We start from the raw sequence: 25,152 nt of genomic DNA on the forward strand, positions 1-25,152 counted from the left end.
ATCGAAGGATTAGACCTGAATTCATAATTTCTACCTTAAATTTTTTTTAAAATGGCAAGATATACTGGTCCTAAAACCAAAATCGCTCGTAAATTTGGCGAGGCAATCTTCGGAGATGACAGATCTTTCGAAAAAAGAAATTACCCACCTGGACAACACGGGATGGCTAAAAAAAGAGGAAAAAAATCTGAGTACGCTGTTCAGTTAATGGAAAAGCAAAAAGCTAAATATTCTTATGGAATTTTAGAAAAACAATTCAGAAATTTATTCGAAAAAGCATCAGCAACTAAAGGAGTTACTGGTGAAGTTTTATTACAATTATGCGAAGCAAGATTAGATAATGTTGTTTTTAGAATGGGAATTGCTCCATCTAGAAGAGGTGCGCGTCAAATCGTTTCTCACAGACACATTACTGTAAATGGAGAGGTTGTTAATATTCCTTCTTACCACCTTAAGCCTGGTGATAAAGTTGCAGTTCGTGAAAAATCTAAATCTTTAGAAGCTATCGAACGTTCTTTATCAAATTCAAGTCATGTTTATGAATGGATTACTTGGAACAATGATCTTAAAGAAGGAACTTTCGTTTCTGTACCTGCGAGACTTCAAATTCCAGAAAACATTAAAGAACAATTAATCGTAGAGTTGTACAACAAATAATAATTGACTTAGTCGAAATTTATGGCAATATTTAATTTTCAAAAGCCCGATAAAGTTATCATGATCGATTCAACCGATTTTGAAGGTAAATTCGAATTTAGACCTTTAGAACCTGGTTACGGATTGACAGTTGGTAATGCACTTAGAAGAGTTTTGCTTTCAGCATTAGAAGGTTATGCAATTACATCTGTTCGTATCGAAGGTGTAGATCATGAGTTTTCTACTATTTCAGGTGTTGTTGAAGATGTTACCGAAATTATCCTTAATCTAAAACAAGTACGTTTCAAACGTCAAATTGAAGATATCGATAATGAATCAGTTACTATTTCTGTTTCTGGTAAAGATCAATTAACAGCAGGTGATTTTCAAAAATTTATTTCAGGTTTCCAAGTTCTGAACCCAGACCTTGTTATCTGTAATTTAGATTCAAAAATCAAATTGAACTTCGATTTAACTATCGAAAAAGGTAGAGGATACGTGCCTGCTGAAGAGAACAAAAAACAGAATGCTGCAATTGGAACGATTTTTACAGATTCTATTTTTACTCCGGTAAAAAATGTAAAATATGCAATCGAAAACTTCCGTGTAGAGCAAAAAACAGATTACGAAAAATTAGTTTTTGAAATCAAAACTGATGGATCTATTAATCCAAAAGATGCTCTTACTGAAGCTGCTAAAGTTTTAATTCACCATTTCATGTTGTTTTCTGACGAAAGAATTACACTTGAGGCTGACGAAATTGCACAAACAGAATCGTATGATGAAGAGTCATTGCATATGAGACAATTGCTTAAAACTAAGCTTGTTGATATGGATTTATCTGTGAGAGCATTAAATTGCTTGAAAGCGGCTGAAGTTGATACACTTGGTGATTTAGTATCGTTCAATAAAAATGACCTGATGAAATTCCGTAATTTTGGTAAAAAATCTTTAACTGAACTTGATGAACTTGTTGCAGTGAAGAATTTAACTTTCGGAATGGATTTAGCTAAATACAAATTAGATAAAGAATAATTTACTTCATATTTTGCTCTCCATAGTGGATTGTAGCAAGATGAAGATAAAAAAAACACGTCATGAGACACGGAAAAAAATTCAACCACTTAAGCAGACAGACTGGACATAGAAAAGCTATGTTGGCTAATATGGCTTGTTCTCTTATCGAGCACAAACGTATTAACACTACTGTTGCTAAGGCTAAAGCGCTTAAACAATTTGTTGAGCCTTTAATCACAAAATCAAAAGAAGATACGACTCACAACCGTCGTATTGTTTTTGCTTACTTACGTAGCAAATATGCTGTAACTGACTTGTTCAGAGACGTAGCTGCTAAAGTTGGTGACCGTCCAGGTGGATACACTCGTATCATTAAAGTTGGAAATCGTTTGGGAGATAACGCTGATATGGCGATGATTGAACTTGTTGATTTCAATGAACTTTACAACGGAGGTAAAAAAGAAGTTAAAAAAGCGAAAAGCCGTCGTGGTGGTAAAGCTAAAAAAGCTGAGGCTGCTGCTCCAGAAGCTCCTGCTGCTGAATCAGAAACGACTACTGAAGCTTCTGAATAATTATGAGAGTAATCATTCTATAATATTAAAGGATAAACTAATTTTTAGTTTATCCTTTTTTTTTGATTTTTTTAAAACCTCTAAAAATCTAACTTATTTAAAATGATCGGTTTTATTTTTACGAATGAAAGTTTTAAAAAATCTTGGAAGCGCTTCTATAAAGAAGTAAATTTGCAAAATATCTAATTATATTAAAACCGTGAATTTCGGTTTTAGAACTTGATAAAAAACAATACAAATTAAATAATGAAATACACAACACGACAAAGCGCCATTTTATTACTTAGTGACGGAACAATCTTTCATGGAAAATCTATCGGAATTAGCGGTAAAACTTTTGGAGAAGTTTGTTTTAATACTGGAATGACGGGATATCAGGAAATCTTTACAGATCCTTCTTATTTTGGTCAAATAATGGTGGCTACAAATACACATATCGGAAATTATGGTGTCAATGAGCAAGAAGTTGAATCTGATAGTATTAAAATTGCCGGTTTGGTTTGTAAAAACTTCAGTTTTAATTATTCAAGAGAAAATGCTTCTGAAAGCTTAGAAGATTATTTTACTAAACAAAATTTAATCTGTATTTCTGATGTAGATACTCGTGCGCTAGTAAGTTATATTCGTGACAATGGCGCAATGAATGCTGTTATTTGTACAGATGGTACTTCAATTGAAGATTTGAAAAAAGAATTAGCTAATGTGCCAAATATGGAAGGGTTGGAGTTAGCTTCAAAAGTGTCTACTACAGAACCCTATTTCTTCGGTGATGAAAATGCTACTTATAAAATCTCAGCTTTAGATCTTGGAATTAAAAAGAATATTTTAAGAAATCTTGCAAAAAGAGATTGTTACATAAAAGTGTATCCTTATAATTCGACTTATAAAGATTTATCTGAATTTAATCCTGATGGTTATTTCTTGTCAAACGGTCCTGGAGATCCGGATCCTTTGTTTGGAGCTATTCAGGTTGCAAAAGAAATATTAGCAGATAATAAACCGCTTTTCGGAATTTGTTTGGGACATCAGGTTATTGGTTTAGCTAATGGTGTTGAAACTTATAAAATGTTTAATGGACATAGAGGAATTAATCATCCTGTAAAAAATATCATTACAGGTAAAGGAGAGATTACTTCTCAGAATCACGGTTTTGCTGTTAAAAAAGAACAATTAGATAATCATCCGGAATTAGAAATAACTCATGTACATTTAAATGATGGTACTGTAGCTGGAATGAGAATGAAAAATAAGAATTGCTTCTCAGTTCAATATCACCCGGAAGCAAGTCCTGGACCGCACGATTCGTCCTATTTGTTTGATCAGTTTGTAGAGAACATTAAAACTGCTAAAGCCTAAAACGATGTAGTTAATAAATAAAGGTGTTTAATATTTAAAATGCGTTTATAGTATTAAATATTTTTATAATTTCGAAAAAAAAATATAATTTATTAATAAAAAACAAAAATAATGAGTATTATAATTAAAGTTCACGCAAGACAAATTCTTGATTCTAGGGGTAATCCTACGATTGAAGTAGATGTAGTAACTGAAAATGGAGTTTTAGGTAGAGCTGCTGTTCCATCTGGAGCATCAACTGGAGAGCACGAAGCTGTTGAATTACGTGATGGAGGTAAAGCTTATCTAGGTAAAGGTGTTTTGAATGCAGTGAACAATGTAAATACTGTTATTGCTGAAGAATTAGTTGGAACTTCTGTTTTCGAGCAAAACACAATTGACCAATTAATGATTGATTTAGATGGAACTCCAAACAAATCTAAATTAGGAGCTAATGCTATTTTAGGAGTTTCTTTAGCTGCTGCAAAAGCTGCTGCTAACGAACTTGGATTGCCATTATACAGATACGTAGGTGGTGTTTCTGCTAACACATTACCAGTTCCAATGATGAATATCATCAACGGAGGTTCTCACTCTGATGCACCTATCGCATTTCAGGAGTTTATGATTTTCCCAGTAAAAGCAACTTCTTTTACACATGCAATGCAAATGGGAACTGAAATTTTCCACAGCTTGAAAAAAGTATTACATGACAGAGGTTTAAGTACAGCTGTTGGTGATGAGGGAGGTTTTGCTCCAAATTTAGCTGGTGGTACTGAAGATGCTTTAGATACTATCAAATTAGCAGTTGAAAAAGCTGGTTATACTTTTGGTGACGAGATTATGATCGCTCTTGACTGTGCAGCTTCTGAGTTTTATGTAAACGGTAAATACGATTATACTAAATTTGAAGGTGAAACTGGAAAAGTTAGAACTTCTGAGGAACAAGCTGATTATTTAGCTGAACTTGCTGCCAAATATCCAATTATTTCTATCGAAGATGGTATGTACGAGGATGACTGGGATGGATGGAAAGCTTTAACTGAAAAAATTGGAAATAAAGTACAATTAGTTGGTGATGATTTGTTTGTTACTAATGTTGCCCGTTTATCAACTGGTATCGAAAAAGGAATTGCTAATTCAATCTTAGTAAAAGTTAACCAAATTGGAACTTTAACTGAAACTATTGCAGCTGTAAATATGGCTAAAAATGCTGGATATACATCTGTAATGTCTCACCGTTCAGGAGAAACTGAAGATAATACAATTGCAGATTTAGCTGTAGCTTTAAACTGTGGTCAAATTAAAACAGGTTCTGCTTCTCGTTCAGATCGTATGGCAAAATACAATCAATTGTTGAGAATTGAAGAAGAATTAGGAAGTACTGCTTATTTTCCAGGTTTAAATGCTTTCAAGATTAAATAATCATAAGAGTTATATTAGGATAAACCACTCATTTTTTAATGAGTGGTTTTTTTTTGGAGTTTTAACAAATTCATAGCAGTATTCTTTTTTTAATTAGTCTTAAATTCATTAGATTTGGTAAATTATTATTTAAAGAATTATTTCCAAGATATTATGTCAAAAATAGCTACATTAGAAATAGATGGTAAAAAGATTGAACTTCCGGTAATCACAGGGAGCGAAAACGAATCAGCTATCGATATTAACAAATTACGTGATTTAACAGGTGTTATTACAATTGATCCAGGTTACAAAAACTCAGGATCTTGTACAAGTGAAATCACTTTCCTGGATGGAGAAGAAGGAATTTTACGTTACAGAGGATATTCAATCGAAGATTTAGCAGAAAAAGCGAGTTTCTTAGAGGTTTCCTATCTTTTGATTTTTGGAGAATTACCTACTGCTGCACAATTAGAAGATTTCGAAAATAATATTAGAAAACATTCTTTGGTAAACGAAGAAATGAAAAATATTATTGACGGTTTTCCTAAAACGGCCCACCCAATGGGAGTATTATCTGCTTTAACAAGTGCTTTAACGGCATTTAACCCAAAAGCAGTAAATGTTGATAATGAAAAAGAAATGTATGAAGCTATTTGCAAAACAATGGCTAAATTTCTTGTAATTGCTACATGGACTTATAGAAAATCTATGGGATATCCTTTAAACTACTACGACAATACAAAAGGATATGTAGAAAGCTTTATGCAATTAATGTTTAAATTGCCTACAGGACCTTACGCTGCAAATCCGGTAATTGTAAATGCGTTAGATAAATTATTCATTCTTCATGCTGATCACGAACAAAACTGTTCTACTTCTACAGTTAGAATGGTAGGTTCTTCTCACGCTGGATTATTTGCTTCAGTTTCTGCAGGAGTTTCTGCTTTATGGGGGCCACTTCATGGAGGTGCAAATCAGGCAGTACTTGAAATGCTGGAAGAAATTAACAAAGACGGTGGAGATACAGATAAGTTCTTAGCGAAAGCGAAAGATAAAAATGATCCTTTCCGTTTAATGGGATTCGGACACAGAGTTTACAAAAATTTCGATCCAAGAGCTAAAATTATTAAAAAAGCAGCAACAGAAGTATTAGAAACTTTAGGTGTTGAAGATCCGATTTTAGATATTGCCAGAAAATTAGAAAAAGCAGCTCTTGAAGATGAATACTTCAAATCAAGAAACTTGTATCCAAATGTTGATTTCTACTCTGGGATTATCTACAGAGCTTTAGGAATCCCTACTGATATGTTTACTGTAATGTTTGCTATTGGAAGATTACCGGGATGGATCGCACAATGGAAAGAAATGCGTGAAAACAAGGAGCCAATTGGAAGACCAAGACAAATCTATACAGGACATCCTTTAAGAGAGTTCAAGTCTAATAAATAAAAAACGAAAGCTTCACTAAACTGTGAAGCTTTTTTTATATTTGCTCAAAATATTATAATGTTATGTTGCAATTAAATGTTAAGAACGAAACATCTAGACTTCGTGCTGTTGTTTTGGGTTCTGCTGTTCATAATGGGCCGACTCCAACAATTGAGGAAGCTTATGATCCTAAATCATTGGAACATATTAAAGCAGGAACTTATCCTGTAGAAAAAGATATGGTTGCTGAAATGGATGCTTTTAATGCTGTTTTCCAAAAATATGATGTAACTGTTTATCGCCCTGAAATGATTGAAAACTACAATCAGATTTTCGCTAGAGATATAGGATTTGTGATTGATGATGTTTTTGTGAAATCAAATATTTTGCCAGATCGTGAGCGTGAATTAGATGCAATTCAATATGTAATTGATCAAATTGATCCTTTAAAAGTTGTTCGTCCGCCAGAAGAAGTCCATATTGAAGGTGGGGATGTTATGCTTTGGAATGATCATATTTTTATTGGGACTTATAAAGGAAGTGACTATAAAGATTACATTACAGCCAGAACCAATATGCATGGTGTTAATTATATAAAAGAATTGTTTCCAGACAAAATTGTCAAAGAATTTGATTTAGTTAAATCGAAATTAGAAGCTCGTGACAATGCATTGCATTTAGACTGTTGTTTTCAGCCAGTTGGAAAAGATAAAGGAATAATCTATAAAAGAGGTTTCCGTGAAGAAGCAGATTATTTGTATTTGGTAAATCTTTTTGGGAAAGAAAATTTATTTCATATCGAAAGAAATGAAATGTATAATATGTTTTCGAATGTATTTTCAATTGACAAAAATGTAGTTGTTTCTGAGAAGAACTTTACTCGTTTAAATAACTGGCTTCGTGCAAATGGTTTTACTGTAGAAGAAATTCCATATGCCGAAATAGCAAAACAAGAAGGTTTGTTAAGATGTTCAACATTGCCTTTAATTAGAGACTAAATAATTGTTTCAAGTTTTAGGTTTCAAGTTCTGTAAAACTTGAAACCTGAAACTTTAGCCGAATTGGCGAAGCAAACAAAAAAACATAAAAAATGAGACAAACAACAAACGCAATAGTAATGATTCGGCCAGTTGCTTTCAGAATGAATGAGCAGACTGCTGTAAATAATTATTACCAAAAAGTATTAGACGGTTTATTGCCAAGTACGGTAAATGCAAAAGCTCAGCAAGAGTTTGATACTTTTGTTGAAAAATTAAGAGCGGTTGGAGTTGATGTAACTGTTGTTGATGATACTTTAGAAACTGATACACCAGATAGTATTTTTCCAAACAATTGGGTTTCGTTTCATGAAAATGGAGATGTAGCTTTATATCCAATGTTTGCAGAAAACCGTCGTCAGGAACGTCGTGAAGATATTTTGGATACTTTGGAAGAAAAAGGATTTGAAATTACGAATATAATGGATTACACCTCTGCAGAAGAAGATGGTATTTTCTTAGAAGGAACAGGAAGTTTGTTGTTGGATCGTGCAAACGGCAAAGCATATTGCGCTTTATCTCCAAGAGCTGATGAAGAATTATTTATAGAATTCTGTGAGGATTTTGATTATGCTCCGGTAATTTTTGAAGCTTTCCAAACTGTTGAAGGTGAACGTAAACTAATTTATCATACTAATGTTATGATGTGTCTAGGAGAAACGTTTGCGGTTATTTGTGCAGATTCTATTGATGACAAGAAAGAGCGCAAAATGGTTTTGGATAATTTGAAACAGGATGAAAAAGAAATTATTCTAATTACAGAAGATCAGGTAAATAATTTTGCAGGAAATATGCTTGAAGTTAGAGGTAAAGAGGATAAGAGATATATTGTTATGAGCGCATCGGCTCATCAAAGTTTAACTCCAAAGCAAATTTCTCAGTTAGAAAATCATGCGGAAATTTTGAGTTCAAGTCTTGATACTATCGAAGCATGCGGCGGTGGAAGTGCCAGATGTATGATGGCTGAAGTTTTCCTGCCAAGAAGTTAAGAACAAAAAAAATAAAAAAAGAGAGGGATAAAATCATCAAGATTTTATTCCTCTCTTTTTTGAGAATAATAACTGACTTAAAAATTTCCTTTGATAATATTTATAAGTGCACTAACGATATACTGAATTCCAATTGAAATGACAATAAAACCAACAATTCTGGAAATAGCAACAATTCCCGAAGCTCCTAATATTCTGGCTAGATAATGCGCGCTTTTAAGAATTGCAAAGATGGCGACTGCGATTGCAAGGATAGCTAATGTTGAAATTATGATTTCGTTTAGCTCATGATGTTCTTGGTAAAAAGCAATTAAAAGAGACATTGAGCCTGGACCGGCAAGCATTGGTATTGCTAATGGTGTTAATGCGATATCATTCCTGTGTTGTGCTTCATTTTCAATTTTTTTATTGATTCCTCGTTTTTTATTGAATTTCCCAGAAAGAAGAGAGAATCCTGAGTTTACGATAACAATTCCGCCTGCAATTCTCAATGCATCAATACTGATTCCGAAAAAGGTTAAAACATATTGTCCAATAAAATAAGAGACCAGCAGTATGATAAAAACATTGATAGCAGTCCAAAGAGAGATTCTGGATCTTTCTTTTTGTGAATCATGTTGCGTTAATCCGACAAAAATGGGTACTGTTCCGATTGGATTTAATACCGAAAACAAGGCAGCAAATAAATAGATGAATAATTCCATATAGTTTGGGTTAGTGAGGTAAAAATAGTTATTTTTTGATGTCTTTCGGTATAATTATGTTAGGATAATGTTTTTAATTGCTATAGATTCTGAATCAAAGAGATAAAGGTAAAATCGTTCTTTTTGATTACTTTTGCAGTCTAAACAAAAAAAATGAAAAGTAAAAAAACATTAGTCATAGGGGCTTCAACGAATCCGGAGCGTTATTCATTTAGAGCTGTAAATATGTTGGTTGGAAAAGGACATTCTGTTTTAGCAATAGGTCAAAAAATAGGAGAAGTTGCAGGAGTAAAAATTCAGACAAAGGCGATACCTGTTAAAAATATAGATACTATTACTTTATATCTGAATCCCGTTCGTCAAAGAGATTATTATAATTATATTATTGAAGCGAAACCTAAAAGAGTTGTTTTTAATCCGGGAACAGAAAATCCGGAATTTTATCAATTATTGGAATTAAATGATATTAAGGTTGAAGTAGCTTGTACACTTGTTTTGCTGGCTACTAACCAGTATTAAATTATTTTTTAAGTAGATTTTTGAATGGTTTTAAAAGTCATGAATTAATTAGTTTTTGATTTATTTAAAAGATATTATTTATTAATGTTGAATTTGATATCAAATGCCAGCTAAACCATTAAAAGTATTACTTTTGTCGTCATGGAATTTTCATCAAAATTAATTGAAAAAGCGGTAAATGAAATGTCACAATTGCCAGGTATTGGTAAGCGTACTGCACTTCGTTTGGTTCTTCATCTGCTAAAGCAGCCAAAAGAACAGACTGCTTTTTTATCTCAGGCATTGCTAAATATGCGTGAGGATATTAAATTTTGTGAAAGCTGTAATAATATTTCGGATACCAAAATTTGCGAGATATGTGCCAATACAATGCGAAATCATGAAACCATATGTGTTGTTGAAGATATTCGTGACGTAATGGCAATCGAAAACACTGGACAATTTAAAGGTATTTATCATGTGCTTGGAGGGAAAATATCGCCTATTGAAGGAGTTGGTCCCAATCAGTTAAATATTTCAAGTTTGGTTGAGAAGGCAAAATCCGGGAAAGTAACTGAAATCATTTTCGCTTTGAGTTCTACTATGGAAGGTGATACGACCAATTTTTACATCTATAAACAAATTGCAGGTTTTGAGATTGTGATTTCAACAATTGCGAGAGGAATATCTGTTGGAGATGAATTAGAATATGCTGATGAAATAACATTAGGAAGAAGTATTCTGCATCGCGTTCCTTTCGAAAAAACGTTTAAAAATAATTAATCAAAACCCCAATACAATTTAGTTTTTCCAGACATTCAATGGAAAAACTATATTTGCGATAAAATTAAACTAATGACAAAAAAAAGCTTTTATCTATTGTTGTTAATTACGGGATTATGTACTTCGTGTATTCCAATCAAAGATTTGGTTTATCTTCAGGATAAAAGTACTTCAAGTGAACAAAATACAATTGCTGCTGTAGAGTCTAAACCTTATCGATTACAGGTTAACGATATTATAAGTATTAATATGAAGGCAATTGATCCAAAATTGGTTTCTATTTTTAATGTGAGTAGTAATGAGGGGGGGCAAAATTTGCGGTCAGAAGCTTCTCTCTATTTTGATGGCTATAGAGTTGATGATCATGGGAATATTAGAATTCCAATTTTAGGCGAAGTAAATGTAATAGGTTATACACTTGAAGAGGTACGTGTAAAAATTGAAAAAAAATTGCTTGAAGAATACTTTAAAAGCGAAGCCAATATTTTTGTCACTGTAAAATTAGCAGGTTTTAGGTACACAATTAATGGAGAGGTTGGAAGTGCCGGAACCAAAACTTTATATAAAGATAATTTAACCATTTTGGAGGCTATAGCAAATTCTGGAGACATTACTACTGTCGGAAATAGGAAGGCTGTAACAGTAATTCGCCAAACTCCAACTGGAGTTCAAATGCATGATGTTGATCTTACAGATGTAAATGTTATGAAGTCACCTTATTATTATTTACAGCCCAATGACTACATTTATGTAAAACCTTTGAGGCAGAAAACATGGGGAACTGGCCAGACCGGAATACAATCTATAGGAACTATTATTACGCTACTGTCTTTGGCAACTACCGTATACCTCATTATAAAAAATTAAAACCAGATTTAAAGAATGTTAGATATTAAAGATTTTTCCATTTTTGAAAATCATTCCAATTTTGATTTTAGAGGCTTTTTACTAAAAATTGCCAGTTATTGGAAGTGGTTTCTGGTTAGCTTAATTATTGCATTTACAATTGCTTACCAAGTCAATATTCGTAAGGAAAAAATTTATGGAATGCAGACTATGGTTTCTATAAAAGAACAAAATAATCCTTTTTTTACATCTAATACGAGCTTGGTTTTTAATTGGGGAGGAGTGTCAGATCAGGTAAATGGAATTTCTACAATTCTAAAGTCAAGATCCCATAATGAATTAGTGGTTGATAAACTGCAATTTTATATTGATTATTTAGAACAGGGAAAGTATAACTTGATTGATTCATATGGAGCAGTTCCGTTTTATGTTGATATTGATAATACAAAAGGGCAGCTAGCCAATACATTGATAAAAATTAAGTTTTTAAGTGAGAATTTATATCAAATTGAAATTCCTTTTGAAAGTAACTCTGTTTCGTTAATTAATTATAATACGAATAGTAACAGTAAAACTTCTGTGCAATTAGGGAGTTTTATAAAAAAGTATAAAGTTGGCGAGCATGTTAATCTTCCTTTTTTAAACTGGGAACTTCAAATAAATGATAATCCGGGTTTTTATAAAGGAAAAGAATACTTTGTGAAATTCAATAATTTTAATGGAACTGTATCCAGATATAGAGGAATAAATGTGGAATCTGATAAAGGAAGCAACTCTATATTAATTTTGTCCCTTCAGGGTACCAATAAAGCAAGAATGGTTGATTATTTGAATGCTACCGTCAAAATGCTTATTAAAATACAACTGGATGGTAAAAATCAATTTGCAACAAATACTATTCGATTTATTGACAGTACTCTGGTTGCGATGGAATCTCAGTTAAAGCAGACGGGAAATGAATTAAAATCTTTTCAGAAGGACAAAAATATTTTCCAGATAGAAGACGGTGGTGCTAAAGTTTCAGATAAAATAATGAATTTTGACGTTGAAAAAGATCAAATAACCCGAAAAATAGCCTATTATAATTCATTAAAATCATATCTAAATAGTAGTGGGGATTATTCAAGGTTGCCAGCTCCCTCAGTAGCAGGCATAGAAGATCCAAATATTGTTGCAAATGTTTCAAAACTAATTGCGCTTTCTACTCAGAGATCTGAAATGGCTTATGCAGTAAAAAGTGAAAAAATTTTTAAAGATTTTGACAATCAAATGGAGGCCGTAAAAAATGTTCTTCAGGAGAACATTACAACCGCAAAATCTTCGCTTCTATATGATTTGTCACTGGTAAATGCTAAAATTGGTCAGGCAGAAAGCACAGTTCGTAATCTTCCTGCTGAGCAACAGGAGTTGTTGAAAATTAAAAGGAAGTACGATTTAAATGATAATATATACACAACTTTTTTACAGAAAAGAAATGAAGCAGAAATAGTAAAGGCATCCAATTTGTCTGATATTCATTTTATTGACCCTGCAAAGGATATTGGAGGAGGTTTAATAGGTCCTAAAACATCAGTTAATTATGTAATGGCTCTGTTTTTAGGAATTTTAATTCCTCTATTGTTTGTTTTTGGGATTTTCTTTATAAATAATTCTATACAGAACACTGATGATATTAGCAAATTGACTCAAATACCATTGCTGGGAGTGATTGGAGTAAATAAAGACTCTCTAAATTTGGCTGTATTTGATAAGCCTAAATCAGCTCTTTCAGAAGCTTTTAGAGGGCTTCGTTCTTCTCTTCAGTTTTTGTATAAAAAGCAACAAGTGAATGGTTCTAAAACATTAATGATAACTTCTTCAATAAGTGGTGAGGGAAAAACATTCTGTTCTATAAATATTGCGACAGTTTTTGCTTTAAGTGAAAAGAAAACTGTAATTGTTGGTTTGGATTTAAGAAAGCCAAGATTAGCTGATGAATTTCAATTGACAACTTCTTTAGGTGTTGTTAATTACCTGATAAAACAAAATAACCTGGAAGAAATTACTAATTCAACACCAGTTCCAAATTTAGATGTGATACTTTCTGGACCCATTCCTCCAAATCCGTCAGAGCTTATTTTAAGTGATGCAATGAAAGAACTGATTGATGAATTAAAACTGAAGTATGATTACATTATTCTGGATACACCACCAGTAGGTTTGGTTGCGGATTCTTTAGAATTAGTTCAATTTTCGGATGTTATACTTTATATAGTGAGACAGAATTATACCAAAAAAGATATGATAACGTTGTTAAATAATAGAGTAAAACGTGGTGAAGTAAGTAATGTTAGTATAGTTTTAAACGGTTATGAAAACAAAGCGAAGTATGGTGGAACTTATGGTTACGGATATGGTTATGGGGCTTATTCAAATGGTTATCATGACGAAGAAGTGAAGCTTGGTTTTTGGAAAGAACTTTTAAATAGATTTAGAAAAAGCTAAAATTTTGTAAATGGAGAACTCAACAGAAAAAACAATTTTAATTACTGGCGGTGCTGGATTTATAGGTTCAAATCTTACGGAGTATTTTTTAGTGTCAGGGTATAAAGTTGTTTGTTTAGATAATTTTTCGACAGGGCATCGTCATAATTTAAAAGATTTTTTGGGTAATCCTGATTTTAAATTGATTGAAGGAGATATCCGAAATCTGGAGGACTGTATTTTGGCGGTTAAAGGAGTAAATTATGTTTTGCATCAAGCTGCTTTAGGTTCAGTCCCAAGATCAATAAAAGATCCAATTACTACAAATGATGTAAATGTTTCCGGTTTTCTCAATATGCTTACAGCGGCTCGTGATGCAAAGGTAAAACGTTTCGTTTATGCTGCCAGTTCGTCAACATATGGAGATTCACAAGGATTACCTAAGGTAGAAGAAGTTATTGGAAAGCCACTGTCTCCTTATGCGATTACTAAATATGTGAATGAATTGTATGCCGAAATTTTTAGCAAAACGTACGGATTGGAAACAATTGGATTACGTTATTTTAATGTTTTTGGAAGAAAGCAAGATCCAAATGGAGCTTATGCAGCAGTTATTCCGAAATTCGTAAAGCAATTTATGAATCATGAAAGTCCTGTAATTAATGGAGATGGGAATTATTCACGAGACTTTACATATATAGACAATGTGATTCATATGAATGAATTAGCAATGACTACACAAAATATTGAAGCTGTTAACTCAATTTACAATACTGCATTTGGAGATAGAAATACGCTAAATGATTTAGTGAAATATTTAAAAGAATATTTGTCTGAATTCGATGTAAAAATAAAAGATGTTCCTGTAATTTATGGAGAAAACAGAGCAGGTGATATTCCTCATTCATTAGCAAGTATTGAAAAAGCGAAATCACTACTGGGATATAATCCAAAATATTCTTTACAAGATGGGTTGAAAGAAGCTGTTGAATGGTACTGGAATAATTTAAAATAAATAAAGATCAAGCATAATAATAGATCAATGAAAATTACAAAAATTTGCTGCATAGGTGCAGGATATGTTGGTGGGCCAACAATGGCAGTTATTGCTCAAAAATGCCCGGATATTCAGGTTACAGTTGTAGATTTAAACGTACAAAGAATTGCAGATTGGAATGATCCTAATCCGGAAAATATCCCAATTTACGAGCCTGGACTTTCTGAAATTGTAGCAGAAGCAAGAGAGAGAAATTTATTCTTTTCGACCAATGTTGATAAAGCTATAGACGAAGCTCAAATGATATTTATTTCAGTCAATACGCCAACTAAAACTTATGGAAAAGGAAAAGGAATGGCGGCCGATTTAAAATATATAGAACTATGCGCAAGACAAATTGCAAGAGTTGCAAAGCAGAATAAAATTGTAGTAGAGAAATCTACTTTGCCAGTTAGAACTGCGGAGGCGATAAAAAGTATTTTAGATAATACAGGTAATGGAGTTCAGTTTCAAATTTTATCAAATCCCGAATTTTTAGCAGAAGGGACCGCAGTTACAGATTTGTTAAATCCTGATAGAATTTTAATTGGTGGAGATACAACTCCTGAAGGGGAAGAAGCGATTGATGCACTAGTTGATGTTTATGCAAATTGGGTTAGTAGAGATAAAATTTTGACAACAAATGTTTGGTCTTCAGAATTATCTAAACTTACAGCAAATGCATTTTTAGCTCAACGTATTTCATCCATTAATGCAATGTCTGAATTATGTGAAAAAACAGGTGCAGATGTAAATGAAGTGGCCAGAGCAATTGGAATGGACAGTAGAATTGGGCCAAAATTTTTAAAAGCATCTGTAGGATTTGGTGGTTCGTGCTTTCAGAAAGATATTTTAAATTTGGTTTATATTGCAAAGTCATATGGATTGAATGAAGTTGCAGATTATTGGGAGCAGGTTATTATAATGAATGATCATCAGAAAAGAAGATTCTCAAATAAGATTGTTCAAACTTTATATAATACTGTAGCTGATAAGAAAATAGCTTTTTTAGGCTGGGCTTTCAAAAAAGATACAAATGACACAAGAGAATCAGCAGCAATTTATGTAGCAGATGATTTGATTAATGAACAAGCTAAAATTTCAATTTATGACCCAAAGGTTCCAAGAACCAAGATGCTCGCAGATTTAAATTATCTCGAAACAAGAAGTGAAGAAGATAATAATAAATCTTTAAATGTGTTCGAAAGTGCTTATGAAGCATGTAATGGAGCGCATGCTGTTGCTGTTTTAACCGAGTGGGATGAATTTACAACTTATGATTGGCAGAAAATTTACGATTCTATGCATAAACCAGCCTTTGTTTTTGATGGAAGGAATATTTTAAACGCAAAACAATTAGAAGCAATTGGTTTTGTTTACAATGGAATAGGTTCTTGATGTTTGTTTTTAGTGAAGTGAAATGAGGTGAAATTGTGAAGTAGTGATTAGTTTTACTTCGTTATAAATAAAAAAAATGAATTGGTACGTAGTTTATACAAAACCGAAGTGGGAAAAAAAAGTTGCTGATAAACTTAAACAAGCTGGAATTGAATGCTATTGTCCATTGATTACACAGGTGAAACAATGGTCTGACAGAAAAAAGAAAATAGAAGTGCCACTTTTTAATTCCTATGTTTTTGTTCAGTTAGCAGATTCTGAAAGAAATTCAGTTTTTCAGGTTGCGGGAGTCGTCAGATATTTATTTTGGTTAGGAAAACCAGCCATTGTAAAAGATCAGGAAATTGAAATTATAAAAACAAGTATTAAAGCACCCAACATTAGTGATGTGTCAGTTTCTGAAATTCAGGTGGGAGACAAAATAAAATTAGAATCAGGAGCTTTTACTAATCAGAATGCAATTGTACAAGAGGTTTCAAATAATTATTACATATTAGTTTTAGAAACTTTAGGCTGTATTTTGAAAATAAAATATAAATAATAGCGTTATCAAGTTAAAATTAACAGGAGAGGAAATCTTTTTTAGGTTTTTTTCTTCTGTTTTTTTTATAACGTAATTATTTACATCCTGATTAATAAGGTGTTGTGTTAGAGTGCTTTTTTATTAACAATTTGTTTTTAAGTATTACGGGAAACCGTATTGAATAACTAGAGTTATTATACTATATTTGCCGAAAATGATTAATTTAGGTAGCTGAGACCAAATATTGGGACTTGGAACGGCGAAGCCGTGAATTGTAATGACCTAAATAAATTAGAAAAATGGAATTAAAAAATAATGTTAAAATTGCAGTTATTGGTTTAGGCTATGTTGGCTTGCCTCTGGCGCGATTATTTGCAACAAAATATTCAGTTGTTGGTTTTGATATAAACGAATCAAGAGTAAATTCTCTAAAATCGGGAACAGATACAACTCTGGAAGTTGAAGACGATGTTTTACAAAAGGTTTTAGTTCAAAATCATGATGAAGTTAGGGGATTATATTGTACAACCTCAATAAATGATATTGAAAGTTGTAATTTTTATATAGTTACCGTTCCTACACCAGTTGATAGAAATAACAGACCAGATTTAACACCTTTGTATAAATCTAGTGAAACGGTTGGCAAGGTGTTGAAAAAAGGAGATATTGTTGTTTACGAATCTACTGTATATCCCGGAGTTACTGAGGAACAGTGTGTTCCCGTTTTAGAGAAGGTTTCAGGTTTGAAATTTAATGAAGATTTTTTCGCGGGTTATTCTCCTGAACGAATAAATCCTGGGGATAAAGAACATACAGTTGAAAAGATATTAAAAGTTACTTCTGGCTCAACTCCTGAAATTGGATTAAAAGTAGATGAATTATATAAATCAGTTATTACCGCTGGAACACATTTAGCTCCAACGATAAAAGTTGCAGAAGCAGCAAAAGTTATTGAGAATTCACAACGTGATATCAATATTGCTTTTGTAAATGAATTAGCTAAAATATTCAATTTAATGAATATTGATACTCAGGAAGTATTGACAGCAGCAGCTACTAAATGGAACTTTTTACCATTTAAACCGGGTCTTGTTGGTGGTCATTGTATAGGAGTAGATCCTTATTATTTAGCGCAGAGAGCACAAGAATTTGGATATCACCCCGAAATAATATTAGCTGGAAGACGTTTGAATGACAGTATGGGAGAATATGTGGCCTCACAAATCGTGAAGTTGATGATTAAAAAAGGTATTTCAGTAAATGGCGCTGAATTGCTAATGCTTGGAATTACTTTTAAAGAAAACTGCCCTGACGTTAGAAATACTAAAATTGTGGATGTAATAAGAGCTTTAAAAGATTATGGAATTTTAGTAACCATATTTGATCCGCTTGCAAATGCACATGATGTAAGAAAAGAATATAATTTAATAACATTAGACTCTATTCCAGATAATAAATTTGATGCCATAGTTCTAGGAGTATCTCATACAGAGTTTTTAGAATTAGATTTTGCTACTTTGCAAAAATCAAATAGTTTATTATATGATGTAAAAGGGGTTTTAGGAGCTATAGCTGATAATAGACTATAGCATATTAAAACTCTTTTTAAATTTTAGAAAAATATGGAAAAGAATAATTCAATTATACATGTAATTTTAACCGGAGGTGTTGGTAGCAGATTATGGCCTCTTTCTCGTAAAAGCCAGCCTAAACAATATCTGGAAATATTTGAAGGGAAATCTTTATTCGAAATGACTGTTGAACGAAATACTCATTTAGCAGATAAAGTAATGGTTGTTGGAAATGTTGATAATCATCATTTGAGTGGAAAAGTTATGGATAAAACCCAAACAGCATACTTAAATATTGTAGAGGCAACTCCTAGAAATACTGCAGCAGCGATTGCATTTGCAGCGTTTGCCTCTAATTCAGATGACATATTAATTGTCACTCCTTCGGATCATATTATTGATAAAGAGGAAGATTATAATATTGCCATTCAGGAAGCTATTTCAAAAGCAAAAGAAGGTTATATAGTAACATTTGGAATAATACCAACTAAACCAGAAACAGGATACGGTTATATTGAATCAAAAGGAGACAAAGTTCTTTCGTTTCGTGAAAAACCTAATGAAACCACTGCAAAAGAGTTTATAGCAAGAGGTAATTTTTTATGGAATAGTGGCATGTTTTGTTTTAAAGCTGGTGTTCTTTTAGAGGAATTAAAACAATTTCAGCCAGATGTTTATGAAAAATCAAAATTAGTTTGGGAATCTTCTCAAAAAGGATTTTTAGATTTGAATGCATCTTTGGAAATCCCTTCTATTAGTATTGATTATGCAGTGATGGAGAGAAGTAAAAAAATAAAAGTAGTTCCAGCTTCTTTCTCATGGTCTGATTTGGGATCTTTTGAATCGGTGTATGAATATTTGGTTTCAAAAGGACATCCTACTGATAATAATGGAAATATGGTTATTGGATGTGAAGATTATACAACTTTTTTAGGGCTAAAAAATACAATATTTGTTCATACTAATGATGCAAATCTCATTTTGCAGAAAGAAAGCTCACAAGATGTGAAAGATATATATAACGAATTGGAAAAACAAAATTCAGATTTATTAAATTAATAGAAATTTAAAATGAAAAAAATACTTATTACTGGTGGTGCAGGGTTTATAGGTTCTCATGTTGTAAGACGTTTTGTAAATAAATATCCAGAATACCAAATTTTTAATTTGGATGCATTAACTTACGCAGGGAATTTGGAGAATATAAAAGATATTGAAAATAAATCAAATTATACTTTTGTAAAAGGGGATATTGTTGATGAGATTTTTATTAATGAGCTTTTTTCAATTCATAGTTTTGACGGAGTTTTACATTTAGCAGCAGAATCTCATGTTGATCGCTCAATAGAAGATCCTTTAGCATTTGTAAAAACAAATGTTATTGGAACAATGAATTTACTAAATGCTGCAAAAAATCACTGGAAAGGAAATTTTGAAGGAAAAAGATTCTATCATATAAGTACAGATGAGGTGTATGGTTCTTTAGGAGCTGAAGGACTTTTTACAGAAACTACATCTTACGATCCCAACTCTCCTTATTCGGCTTCTAAAGCAAGTTCAGATCATTTTGTACGTGCTTATGGAGAAACTTATGGATTGCCATATGTTTTAACAAATTGTTCAAATAATTATGGTTCTTATCATTTTCCTGAAAAATTGATTCCGCTTTTCATTAACAATATTATCAATAATAAGCCTTTGCCTGTTTATGGAGATGGTAATTATACTCGTGACTGGTTGTTTGTTGAAGATCATGCGATAGCTATTGACTTAGTTTTTCATGAAGGAAAAAATCATGAAACTTACAACATTGGAGGTTTTAATGAATGGAAAAATATTGATTTGGTAAAGCTTTTATGTAATATTATGGATGAAAAATTAGGAAGGTCTAAAGGTGATTCTCAAAATTTAATTACATATGTAAAAGATAGACCTGGTCATGATTTGCGTTATGCGATTGATGCTTCAAAGATTAATAAAGAATTAGGATGGAAACCTTCAGTTACTTTTGAGGAGGGATTAGAAAAAACTATCAATTGGTATTTGAATAATCAAGAGTGGCTTCAAAATGTAACTTCAGGAGCCTATAAAGATTATTATAAAAAACAATATTCATAAAAAACAAGAAATATAAAGTAAATTTTCTTAAGATAATTTTGCCTTAATATGAAAAAAATAACATACGTTCTTACTTTATTTTTTGCATTGCTAGTTTCATTTCATGTAAATGCTCAGGATATACTTAAAGGGAAAGACTTAAGTACAGTGAAAGTGGATTATTTGTCAGATGATGATCTGGCAAAAGTTAGTGGTCAGTTAAAGAGTAATAATACAACTATTGATCAGGTTGAGCCAATGGCTATTTCTAAAGGAATGAGTCAAACGGAGTTCAATAAATTAAGAGTAAAACTTAATGAATACGAAAAGAGGAATTTAAAAGATTCTAAAAAAGATATTGGGACTAAAAAAGGAGATACTGATTTAGGTGGTGGAAGAAAGCAGGAAAAAATAGTAAATGAAAAAGTTAAAGACTCTGCTAATTCTTTAATTTTTGGCTCAGAATTATTTGATAATCCCACTTTAAATTTTGAGCCAGATTTAAAATTAGCAACTCCCATGAATTATGTTTTGGGTCCAGGTGATGAATTGCAAATCAGTATTTATGGTGTTCAGGAATATAATGCCAGTCTAACTGTAAGTGTAGAAGGAAAAATTTCAATTGATTACGTTGGGCAAATTGCTGTGTCTGGAATGTCAATAGAAGCTGCATCACAAAAAATAAAGGCAGCTATCTCAAAAGTTTATAGTACGGTTCGTTCCGGACAATCTCAGGTTAGTGTAAGTTTAAGTCAAATAAGAACAATTAAAATTACAATTGTAGGAGGAAAACAACCCGGTAATTATTCAATTTCATCTCTGTCTACTGTTTATAATGCCTTACACTTAGCAGGTGGGCCAGGAAAAAATGGAAGTTACAGAAATATAGAATTAATAAGAAACAATAAAGTTTTTAGAAATATTGATATATATCGTTTTTTAGTAAAAGGAGATCAATCTGATAATGTTAGTTTAAAAGAAAATGATGTTATTCGAATTCCTGCCTATACCCAAAGAGTTACTGTTGAAGGTGAAGTAAAACGACCAGGTATTTTTGAAATGAGAAAAGGAGAAAAATTCTCTGACTTATTGAATTTTGCCTCTGGATTTAATGAGTTTGCATATACTGCTTCCGTAAATGTGGTACAAAAGACTGGAAAGGAATTTAAAGTTCATGATATAAATGAAAGTGAATACAACTCTTATCTTCCACAATCTGGGGATGTCTTCAAAGTAACTAAAATATTAAATCGTTTTGAAAACCGTATTAAAATTGAAGGAGCTGTTTTCAGACCTGATTATTATTCGTTTAATGAAGGAATGAGAATTTCGGACCTAATAACGAGAGCAGAAGGATTAAAAGAAGATGCTTACAGTAAAAGAGCAAGAATTATTCGTTTAAAAACAGATTTAACTACTGAAATTGTTAATGTAGATTTAGGCGCTGCTTTATCAGGTGATTTAAATGCAGATATTGAATTAAAAAGAGAAGATATTATTACTGTTTATTCTATTTTAGATTTTAGAGAAGAGTACAAAGTAACAATTGATGGAGAAGTTAAAAATCCTGGAGTATATGATTATTTTGAAAATTTAACATTAAATGATTTAGTAGTTCAGGTAGGCGGATTAACTGGTTCTGCTTCTAAGCGAGTTGAGATAGCCCGAATGGTTAAATCTGATGCAATAGATGATGCAGATCCAAAACGTATCGAATTGGTAGAACTCGAAATTAAGGCAGATAATAATGAGCAAATAAAAAACTTTGTGCTAAAACCTTTTGATGTTATAAATATCCGCAGAATGGCAGTTTATGAAAAACCCGAAATGGTGACTGTTAGTGGAGCTGTTGGATATCCGGGAAAATATGTTTTAGCTAATAAAAAAGAGACTGTTTACAATGTTGTGATGAGGGCAGGAGGATTAACTTCCATTGCGAATCTGGATGGGATGAAGATTAAAAGACCTATAAAAGAGGAGCAAATAGAGACATTAGAAAGGATTGATTTAAATATTTCTAAAAATGATAGTCTAAGAGGTAAGCTAGCAAAAAAATTAAAAGAAGATTTAAAATTTGCAACGATTCCTGTAAACTGGGAAAAAATTGTAAAAGATAAAAATCACTTTTCTAACGTTACTTTATTTCCAGGAGACGAAATTGAAGTTGCAGTTTATAATGAAGGTGTTAAAGTAACTGGAAATGTTTTGCTAACTTCTGAAATACCTTATAGAAACGGTAAAGGGTTTAAATATTATATTAATGCAGTTGGTGGAGTTGATAGTAAGGGATGGAAGAGAAAAGCATATATAATCTACCCAAATGGAAAGGCTGATGTAACAACTTCATTCTTATTTTTTAAATCCTATCCTAAAGTAGAACCAGATTCACAAATAGTAGTTCCGGAAAAACCAGAAAGAAAGAAAATGACTGCAGGAGAATGGGTGGGTATAGGTAGTGTTATTTCTAGTTTAGCATTATTAATTATTACTGCTTTTAATAAATAATACTTTCAAATGGAAAAAAGAACTATTGAAAACGATGAAATTTCGTTAAAAGATCTATTGAAAAAAATTAAAGAGTGGTATTCTTACTTATTAACTCAATGGAAAATTATTGTTTTAGCAGGTATAATTGGAGCCACTTTGGGAATGTTATATTCGTTCACCAAAAAACCAATCTATACGGCAACTTTAACCTTTGCTTTAGAGGATGAGAAATCTGGTGGTGGTTTAGGTGGAGCATTGGGTTTAGCAAGTTCTTTCGGAATTGATGTAGGAGGCGGTGGAGGAAGTATGTTTTCAGGTTCGAATTTGACAGAATTATTTAAGTCACGTTCAATGGTAGAGCAAACCTTAATGACACCAGTTAATGTAAATGGAAAAGTAATTTCTTTAGCTGAAATGTACATTCAGAACAATAAATGGAGAGAGGCTTGGAATGATAATCCTAAATTAAAAAATATTGAGTTTTTACCAGATGTAAATCGCAAATATTTTACAAGGGTACATGATAGTATTTTGGGAACTATTTATCAAAATCTTTCTAAATCTTCTTTATCTGTGAAGCAAAAAGATAAAGAAGTTGCCATTACATCAATAGATGTGGTTTCTAACAACGAATTATTTTCTCTTTATTTCTGTCAGGCTCTTGCCAAACAAGTCAGTAAATTCTATGTTGATACCAAAAGTAAAAAAGCACGAAATAATATGAAAATTTTAGAACATCAGGTAGACTCTGTGCGTGCTGAACTAAACGGAGCGATTACTGGTGTAGCTGTTGCTAATGACAATACCTTTAATTTGAATCCAGCTCTTAATGTTAGAAGAGCACCTTCTGTTAGGAGACAGGTAGATGTTCAGGCGAATACCGCTATACTTGCGGAACTGGTAAAACAAAGTGAGTTGGCTAAAGTGACTTTGCGAAAAGAAACTCCTTTAATACAGGTCATTGATCCACCAATTTTGCCATTGAAAAAAGAACATTTTGGCAAGTTAAAAGGATTAATTTTGGGAGGGTTTATTCTAGGATTTTTAACTGTCTTGTTTTTAATTGGGAAAAGATTGTTAAAAGATTTGGCGGCATAGTTTTTTGCTATTTTTAATTTTAAAACTGAAATTTTGTAATGAATATTCTTAAATTAATAGGAAGAGAAGAACAAATATTTGAAAAAGACATTTTGACAAATGAAGCTGAACTAAAAAATATAATTAGTACTTCTTCATTTTTAGTGATTGGCGGTGCAGGATCAATTGGTCAAGCTGTAACGAAAGAAATATTCAAAAGAAATCCTGCTAAATTGCATGTTGTTGATATTAGCGAAAATAATATGGTAGAGCTTGTAAGAGATATTAGAAGCTCTTTTGGCTATATTGATGGAGATTTTCAAACATTTGCTTTAGATATTGGCTCAATTGAATATGATGCCTTTATTAAATCAGATGGGCAATACGATTATGTTTTAAATTTATCGGCTTTGAAACATGTCAGGAGTGAAAAAGACCCTTTTACCTTGATGCGAATGATTGATGTTAATATTTTTAATACTGAAAAAACATTACAGCATTCAATAGAAAATGGTACAAAAAAGTATTTTTGTGTTTCTACAGATAAGGCGGCCAATCCTGTTAATATGATGGGAGCTTCAAAAAGAATCATGGAAATGTATTTAATGCGCAAAAGCGAGAAAATTAAAATTTCAACAGCTCGTTTTGCAAATGTTGCTTTTTCAGATGGTTCATTATTACATGGATTTAATCAACGATTAATAAAAAAGCAACCCATTGTAGCACCAAACGATATCAAAAGATATTTTGTTACACCTAAAGAATCTGGAGAACTTTGTTTAATGTCTTGTATTTTTGGAGAGAATAGAGATGTTTTCTTTCCTAAATTAAGTGAAAATTTGCATTTAATCACATTTGCAGATATTGCAGTTAAATATTTAGCAGAATTGGGATACGAGGCTTATCCTTGTGCTTCCGAAGAAGAAGCCAGAGATAAATCTGAAGCGCTAATTAGAGAGAAAAAATGGCCATGTTTGTTTACTGCTAGTGATACTACTGGTGAAAAAGATTTTGAGGAGTTTTTTACTGAAAATGAAATACTAGATATGAAACGTTTTGAAAATTTAGGTGTTATTAAAAATGATGCTATTTTTGAACAAGATAAACTAGAGAATTTTTCAGAAAAAATTGCTGAAATGAGATTCAATAAAACTTGGAAAAAGGAAGAAATAGTGAATCTATTCCACACTATGATACCTAATTTCGGACATAAAGAAACCGGTAAATATTTAGATTCAAAAATGTAAT

22 protein-coding genes are annotated in these 25,152 nt (G+C 32.0%); 21 read left to right on the plus strand and 1 reads right to left on the minus strand.

All coding sequences use genetic code 11. The features are described from left to right. Window positions 1-51 precede the first annotated feature (51 nt). From rpsD to ctlX, 8 genes are all read left to right on the plus strand, one after another. Window positions 52-657, plus strand: a complete 606-nt coding sequence (gene rpsD / locus ACFS3A_RS05700; RefSeq protein ID WP_111364450.1) for a 30S ribosomal protein S4 — start codon at window positions 52-54, stop codon at window positions 655-657. Between the two features lie 21 nt (window positions 658-678). Then, window positions 679-1,671, plus strand: a complete 993-nt coding sequence (locus tag ACFS3A_RS05705; RefSeq protein ID WP_008464329.1) for a DNA-directed RNA polymerase subunit alpha — start codon at window positions 679-681, stop codon at window positions 1,669-1,671. A 62-nt stretch (window positions 1,672-1,733) separates the two neighbouring features. After that, a complete protein-coding gene (gene rplQ, locus ACFS3A_RS05710) occupies window positions 1,734-2,225 on the plus strand; it encodes a 50S ribosomal protein L17 (RefSeq protein WP_379824457.1) in 492 nt (163 codons plus the stop codon). A 246-nt stretch (window positions 2,226-2,471) separates the two neighbouring features. Next, the gene (gene carA, locus ACFS3A_RS05715) at window positions 2,472-3,581 is read left to right on the plus strand and encodes a glutamine-hydrolyzing carbamoyl-phosphate synthase small subunit (protein ID WP_379824458.1); all 1,110 of its coding nucleotides are present in this window, start codon (window positions 2,472-2,474) and stop codon (window positions 3,579-3,581) included. A 111-nt stretch (window positions 3,582-3,692) separates the two neighbouring features. Next, window positions 3,693-4,985, plus strand: a complete 1,293-nt coding sequence (gene eno / locus ACFS3A_RS05720; RefSeq protein WP_379824459.1) for a phosphopyruvate hydratase — start codon at window positions 3,693-3,695, stop codon at window positions 4,983-4,985. A 153-nt stretch (window positions 4,986-5,138) separates the two neighbouring features. Next, window positions 5,139-6,416 carry a citrate synthase gene (locus ACFS3A_RS05725; protein WP_179002208.1) on the plus strand — a complete coding sequence of 426 codons (1,278 nt, stop codon included), beginning with the start codon at window positions 5,139-5,141 and terminating at the stop codon, window positions 6,414-6,416. 62 nt (window positions 6,417-6,478) lie between these two features. Further along, window positions 6,479-7,393, plus strand: coding sequence for a dimethylarginine dimethylaminohydrolase family protein (locus ACFS3A_RS05730; protein WP_379824460.1), 915 nt, complete (start codon window positions 6,479-6,481; stop codon window positions 7,391-7,393). Between the two features lie 92 nt (window positions 7,394-7,485). After that, window positions 7,486-8,421, plus strand: coding sequence for a citrulline utilization hydrolase CtlX (ctlX, locus tag ACFS3A_RS05735; RefSeq protein ID WP_379824461.1), 936 nt, complete (start codon window positions 7,486-7,488; stop codon window positions 8,419-8,421). Between the two features lie 77 nt (window positions 8,422-8,498). On the opposite strand, the gene ACFS3A_RS05740 is transcribed toward ctlX, so the two are convergent. Beyond that, window positions 8,499-9,125, minus strand: coding sequence for a MarC family NAAT transporter (locus ACFS3A_RS05740; RefSeq protein ID WP_379824462.1), 627 nt, complete (start codon window positions 9,123-9,125; stop codon window positions 8,499-8,501). A 153-nt stretch (window positions 9,126-9,278) separates the two neighbouring features. Here ACFS3A_RS05740 and ACFS3A_RS05745 point away from each other — a divergent pair, with 153 nt between their 5' ends. The 13 genes from ACFS3A_RS05745 (at window position 9,279) to ACFS3A_RS05805 (ending at window position 25,151) form a co-directional block, all read left to right on the plus strand. Then, window positions 9,279-9,644: a CoA-binding protein gene (locus ACFS3A_RS05745; RefSeq protein ID WP_379824463.1), complete on the plus strand. Its 366-nt coding sequence runs from the start codon at window positions 9,279-9,281 to the stop codon at window positions 9,642-9,644. Between the two features lie 141 nt (window positions 9,645-9,785). Continuing rightward, a complete protein-coding gene (recR, locus tag ACFS3A_RS05750; protein WP_379824464.1) occupies window positions 9,786-10,406 on the plus strand; it encodes a recombination mediator RecR in 621 nt (206 codons plus the stop codon). Between the two features lie 72 nt (window positions 10,407-10,478). Beyond that, the gene (locus tag ACFS3A_RS05755; RefSeq protein ID WP_379824465.1) at window positions 10,479-11,273 is read left to right on the plus strand and encodes a polysaccharide biosynthesis/export family protein; all 795 of its coding nucleotides are present in this window, start codon (window positions 10,479-10,481) and stop codon (window positions 11,271-11,273) included. A 15-nt stretch (window positions 11,274-11,288) separates the two neighbouring features. Then, complete coding sequence (locus ACFS3A_RS05760) at window positions 11,289-13,736, plus strand: polysaccharide biosynthesis tyrosine autokinase (protein ID WP_379824466.1); 2,448 nt, start codon at window positions 11,289-11,291, stop codon at window positions 13,734-13,736. Between the two features lie 10 nt (window positions 13,737-13,746). Next, the gene (locus ACFS3A_RS05765; RefSeq protein ID WP_379824467.1) at window positions 13,747-14,730 is read left to right on the plus strand and encodes an SDR family oxidoreductase; all 984 of its coding nucleotides are present in this window, start codon (window positions 13,747-13,749) and stop codon (window positions 14,728-14,730) included. A 27-nt stretch (window positions 14,731-14,757) separates the two neighbouring features. Then, complete coding sequence (locus ACFS3A_RS05770; protein ID WP_379824468.1) at window positions 14,758-16,149, plus strand: UDP-glucose 6-dehydrogenase; 1,392 nt, start codon at window positions 14,758-14,760, stop codon at window positions 16,147-16,149. A gap of 76 nt (window positions 16,150-16,225) precedes the next feature. Further along, the gene (locus tag ACFS3A_RS05775) at window positions 16,226-16,690 is read left to right on the plus strand and encodes a UpxY family transcription antiterminator (RefSeq protein ID WP_379824469.1); all 465 of its coding nucleotides are present in this window, start codon (window positions 16,226-16,228) and stop codon (window positions 16,688-16,690) included. Between the two features lie 281 nt (window positions 16,691-16,971). Further along, window positions 16,972-18,261, plus strand: a complete 1,290-nt coding sequence (locus ACFS3A_RS05780; protein ID WP_379824470.1) for a nucleotide sugar dehydrogenase — start codon at window positions 16,972-16,974, stop codon at window positions 18,259-18,261. A 33-nt stretch (window positions 18,262-18,294) separates the two neighbouring features. After that, on the plus strand, window positions 18,295-19,302 hold the full coding sequence (locus tag ACFS3A_RS05785; RefSeq protein ID WP_379824471.1) for a mannose-1-phosphate guanylyltransferase: 1,008 nt from the start codon (window positions 18,295-18,297) through the stop codon (window positions 19,300-19,302). Between the two features lie 12 nt (window positions 19,303-19,314). Then, window positions 19,315-20,361: a dTDP-glucose 4,6-dehydratase gene (gene rfbB, locus ACFS3A_RS05790; RefSeq protein WP_379824472.1), complete on the plus strand. Its 1,047-nt coding sequence runs from the start codon at window positions 19,315-19,317 to the stop codon at window positions 20,359-20,361. Between the two features lie 48 nt (window positions 20,362-20,409). Next, window positions 20,410-22,845 (plus strand): SLBB domain-containing protein, encoded by a 2,436-nt coding sequence (locus ACFS3A_RS05795; RefSeq protein WP_379824473.1) that lies wholly within the window; start codon window positions 20,410-20,412, stop codon window positions 22,843-22,845. Window positions 22,846-22,854: 9 nt separating this feature from the next. Then, window positions 22,855-23,925, plus strand: a complete 1,071-nt coding sequence (locus tag ACFS3A_RS05800; protein WP_379824474.1) for a Wzz/FepE/Etk N-terminal domain-containing protein — start codon at window positions 22,855-22,857, stop codon at window positions 23,923-23,925. Window positions 23,926-23,963: 38 nt separating this feature from the next. Further along, the gene (locus tag ACFS3A_RS05805) at window positions 23,964-25,151 is read left to right on the plus strand and encodes a UDP-N-acetylglucosamine 4,6-dehydratase (RefSeq protein ID WP_379824475.1); all 1,188 of its coding nucleotides are present in this window, start codon (window positions 23,964-23,966) and stop codon (window positions 25,149-25,151) included. The last annotated feature ends 1 nt before the right edge of the window (window position 25,152 follow it).

Source organism: Flavobacterium notoginsengisoli (assembly GCF_042686225.1).
Lineage (GTDB): Bacteria > Bacteroidota > Bacteroidia > Flavobacteriales > Flavobacteriaceae > Flavobacterium > Flavobacterium notoginsengisoli.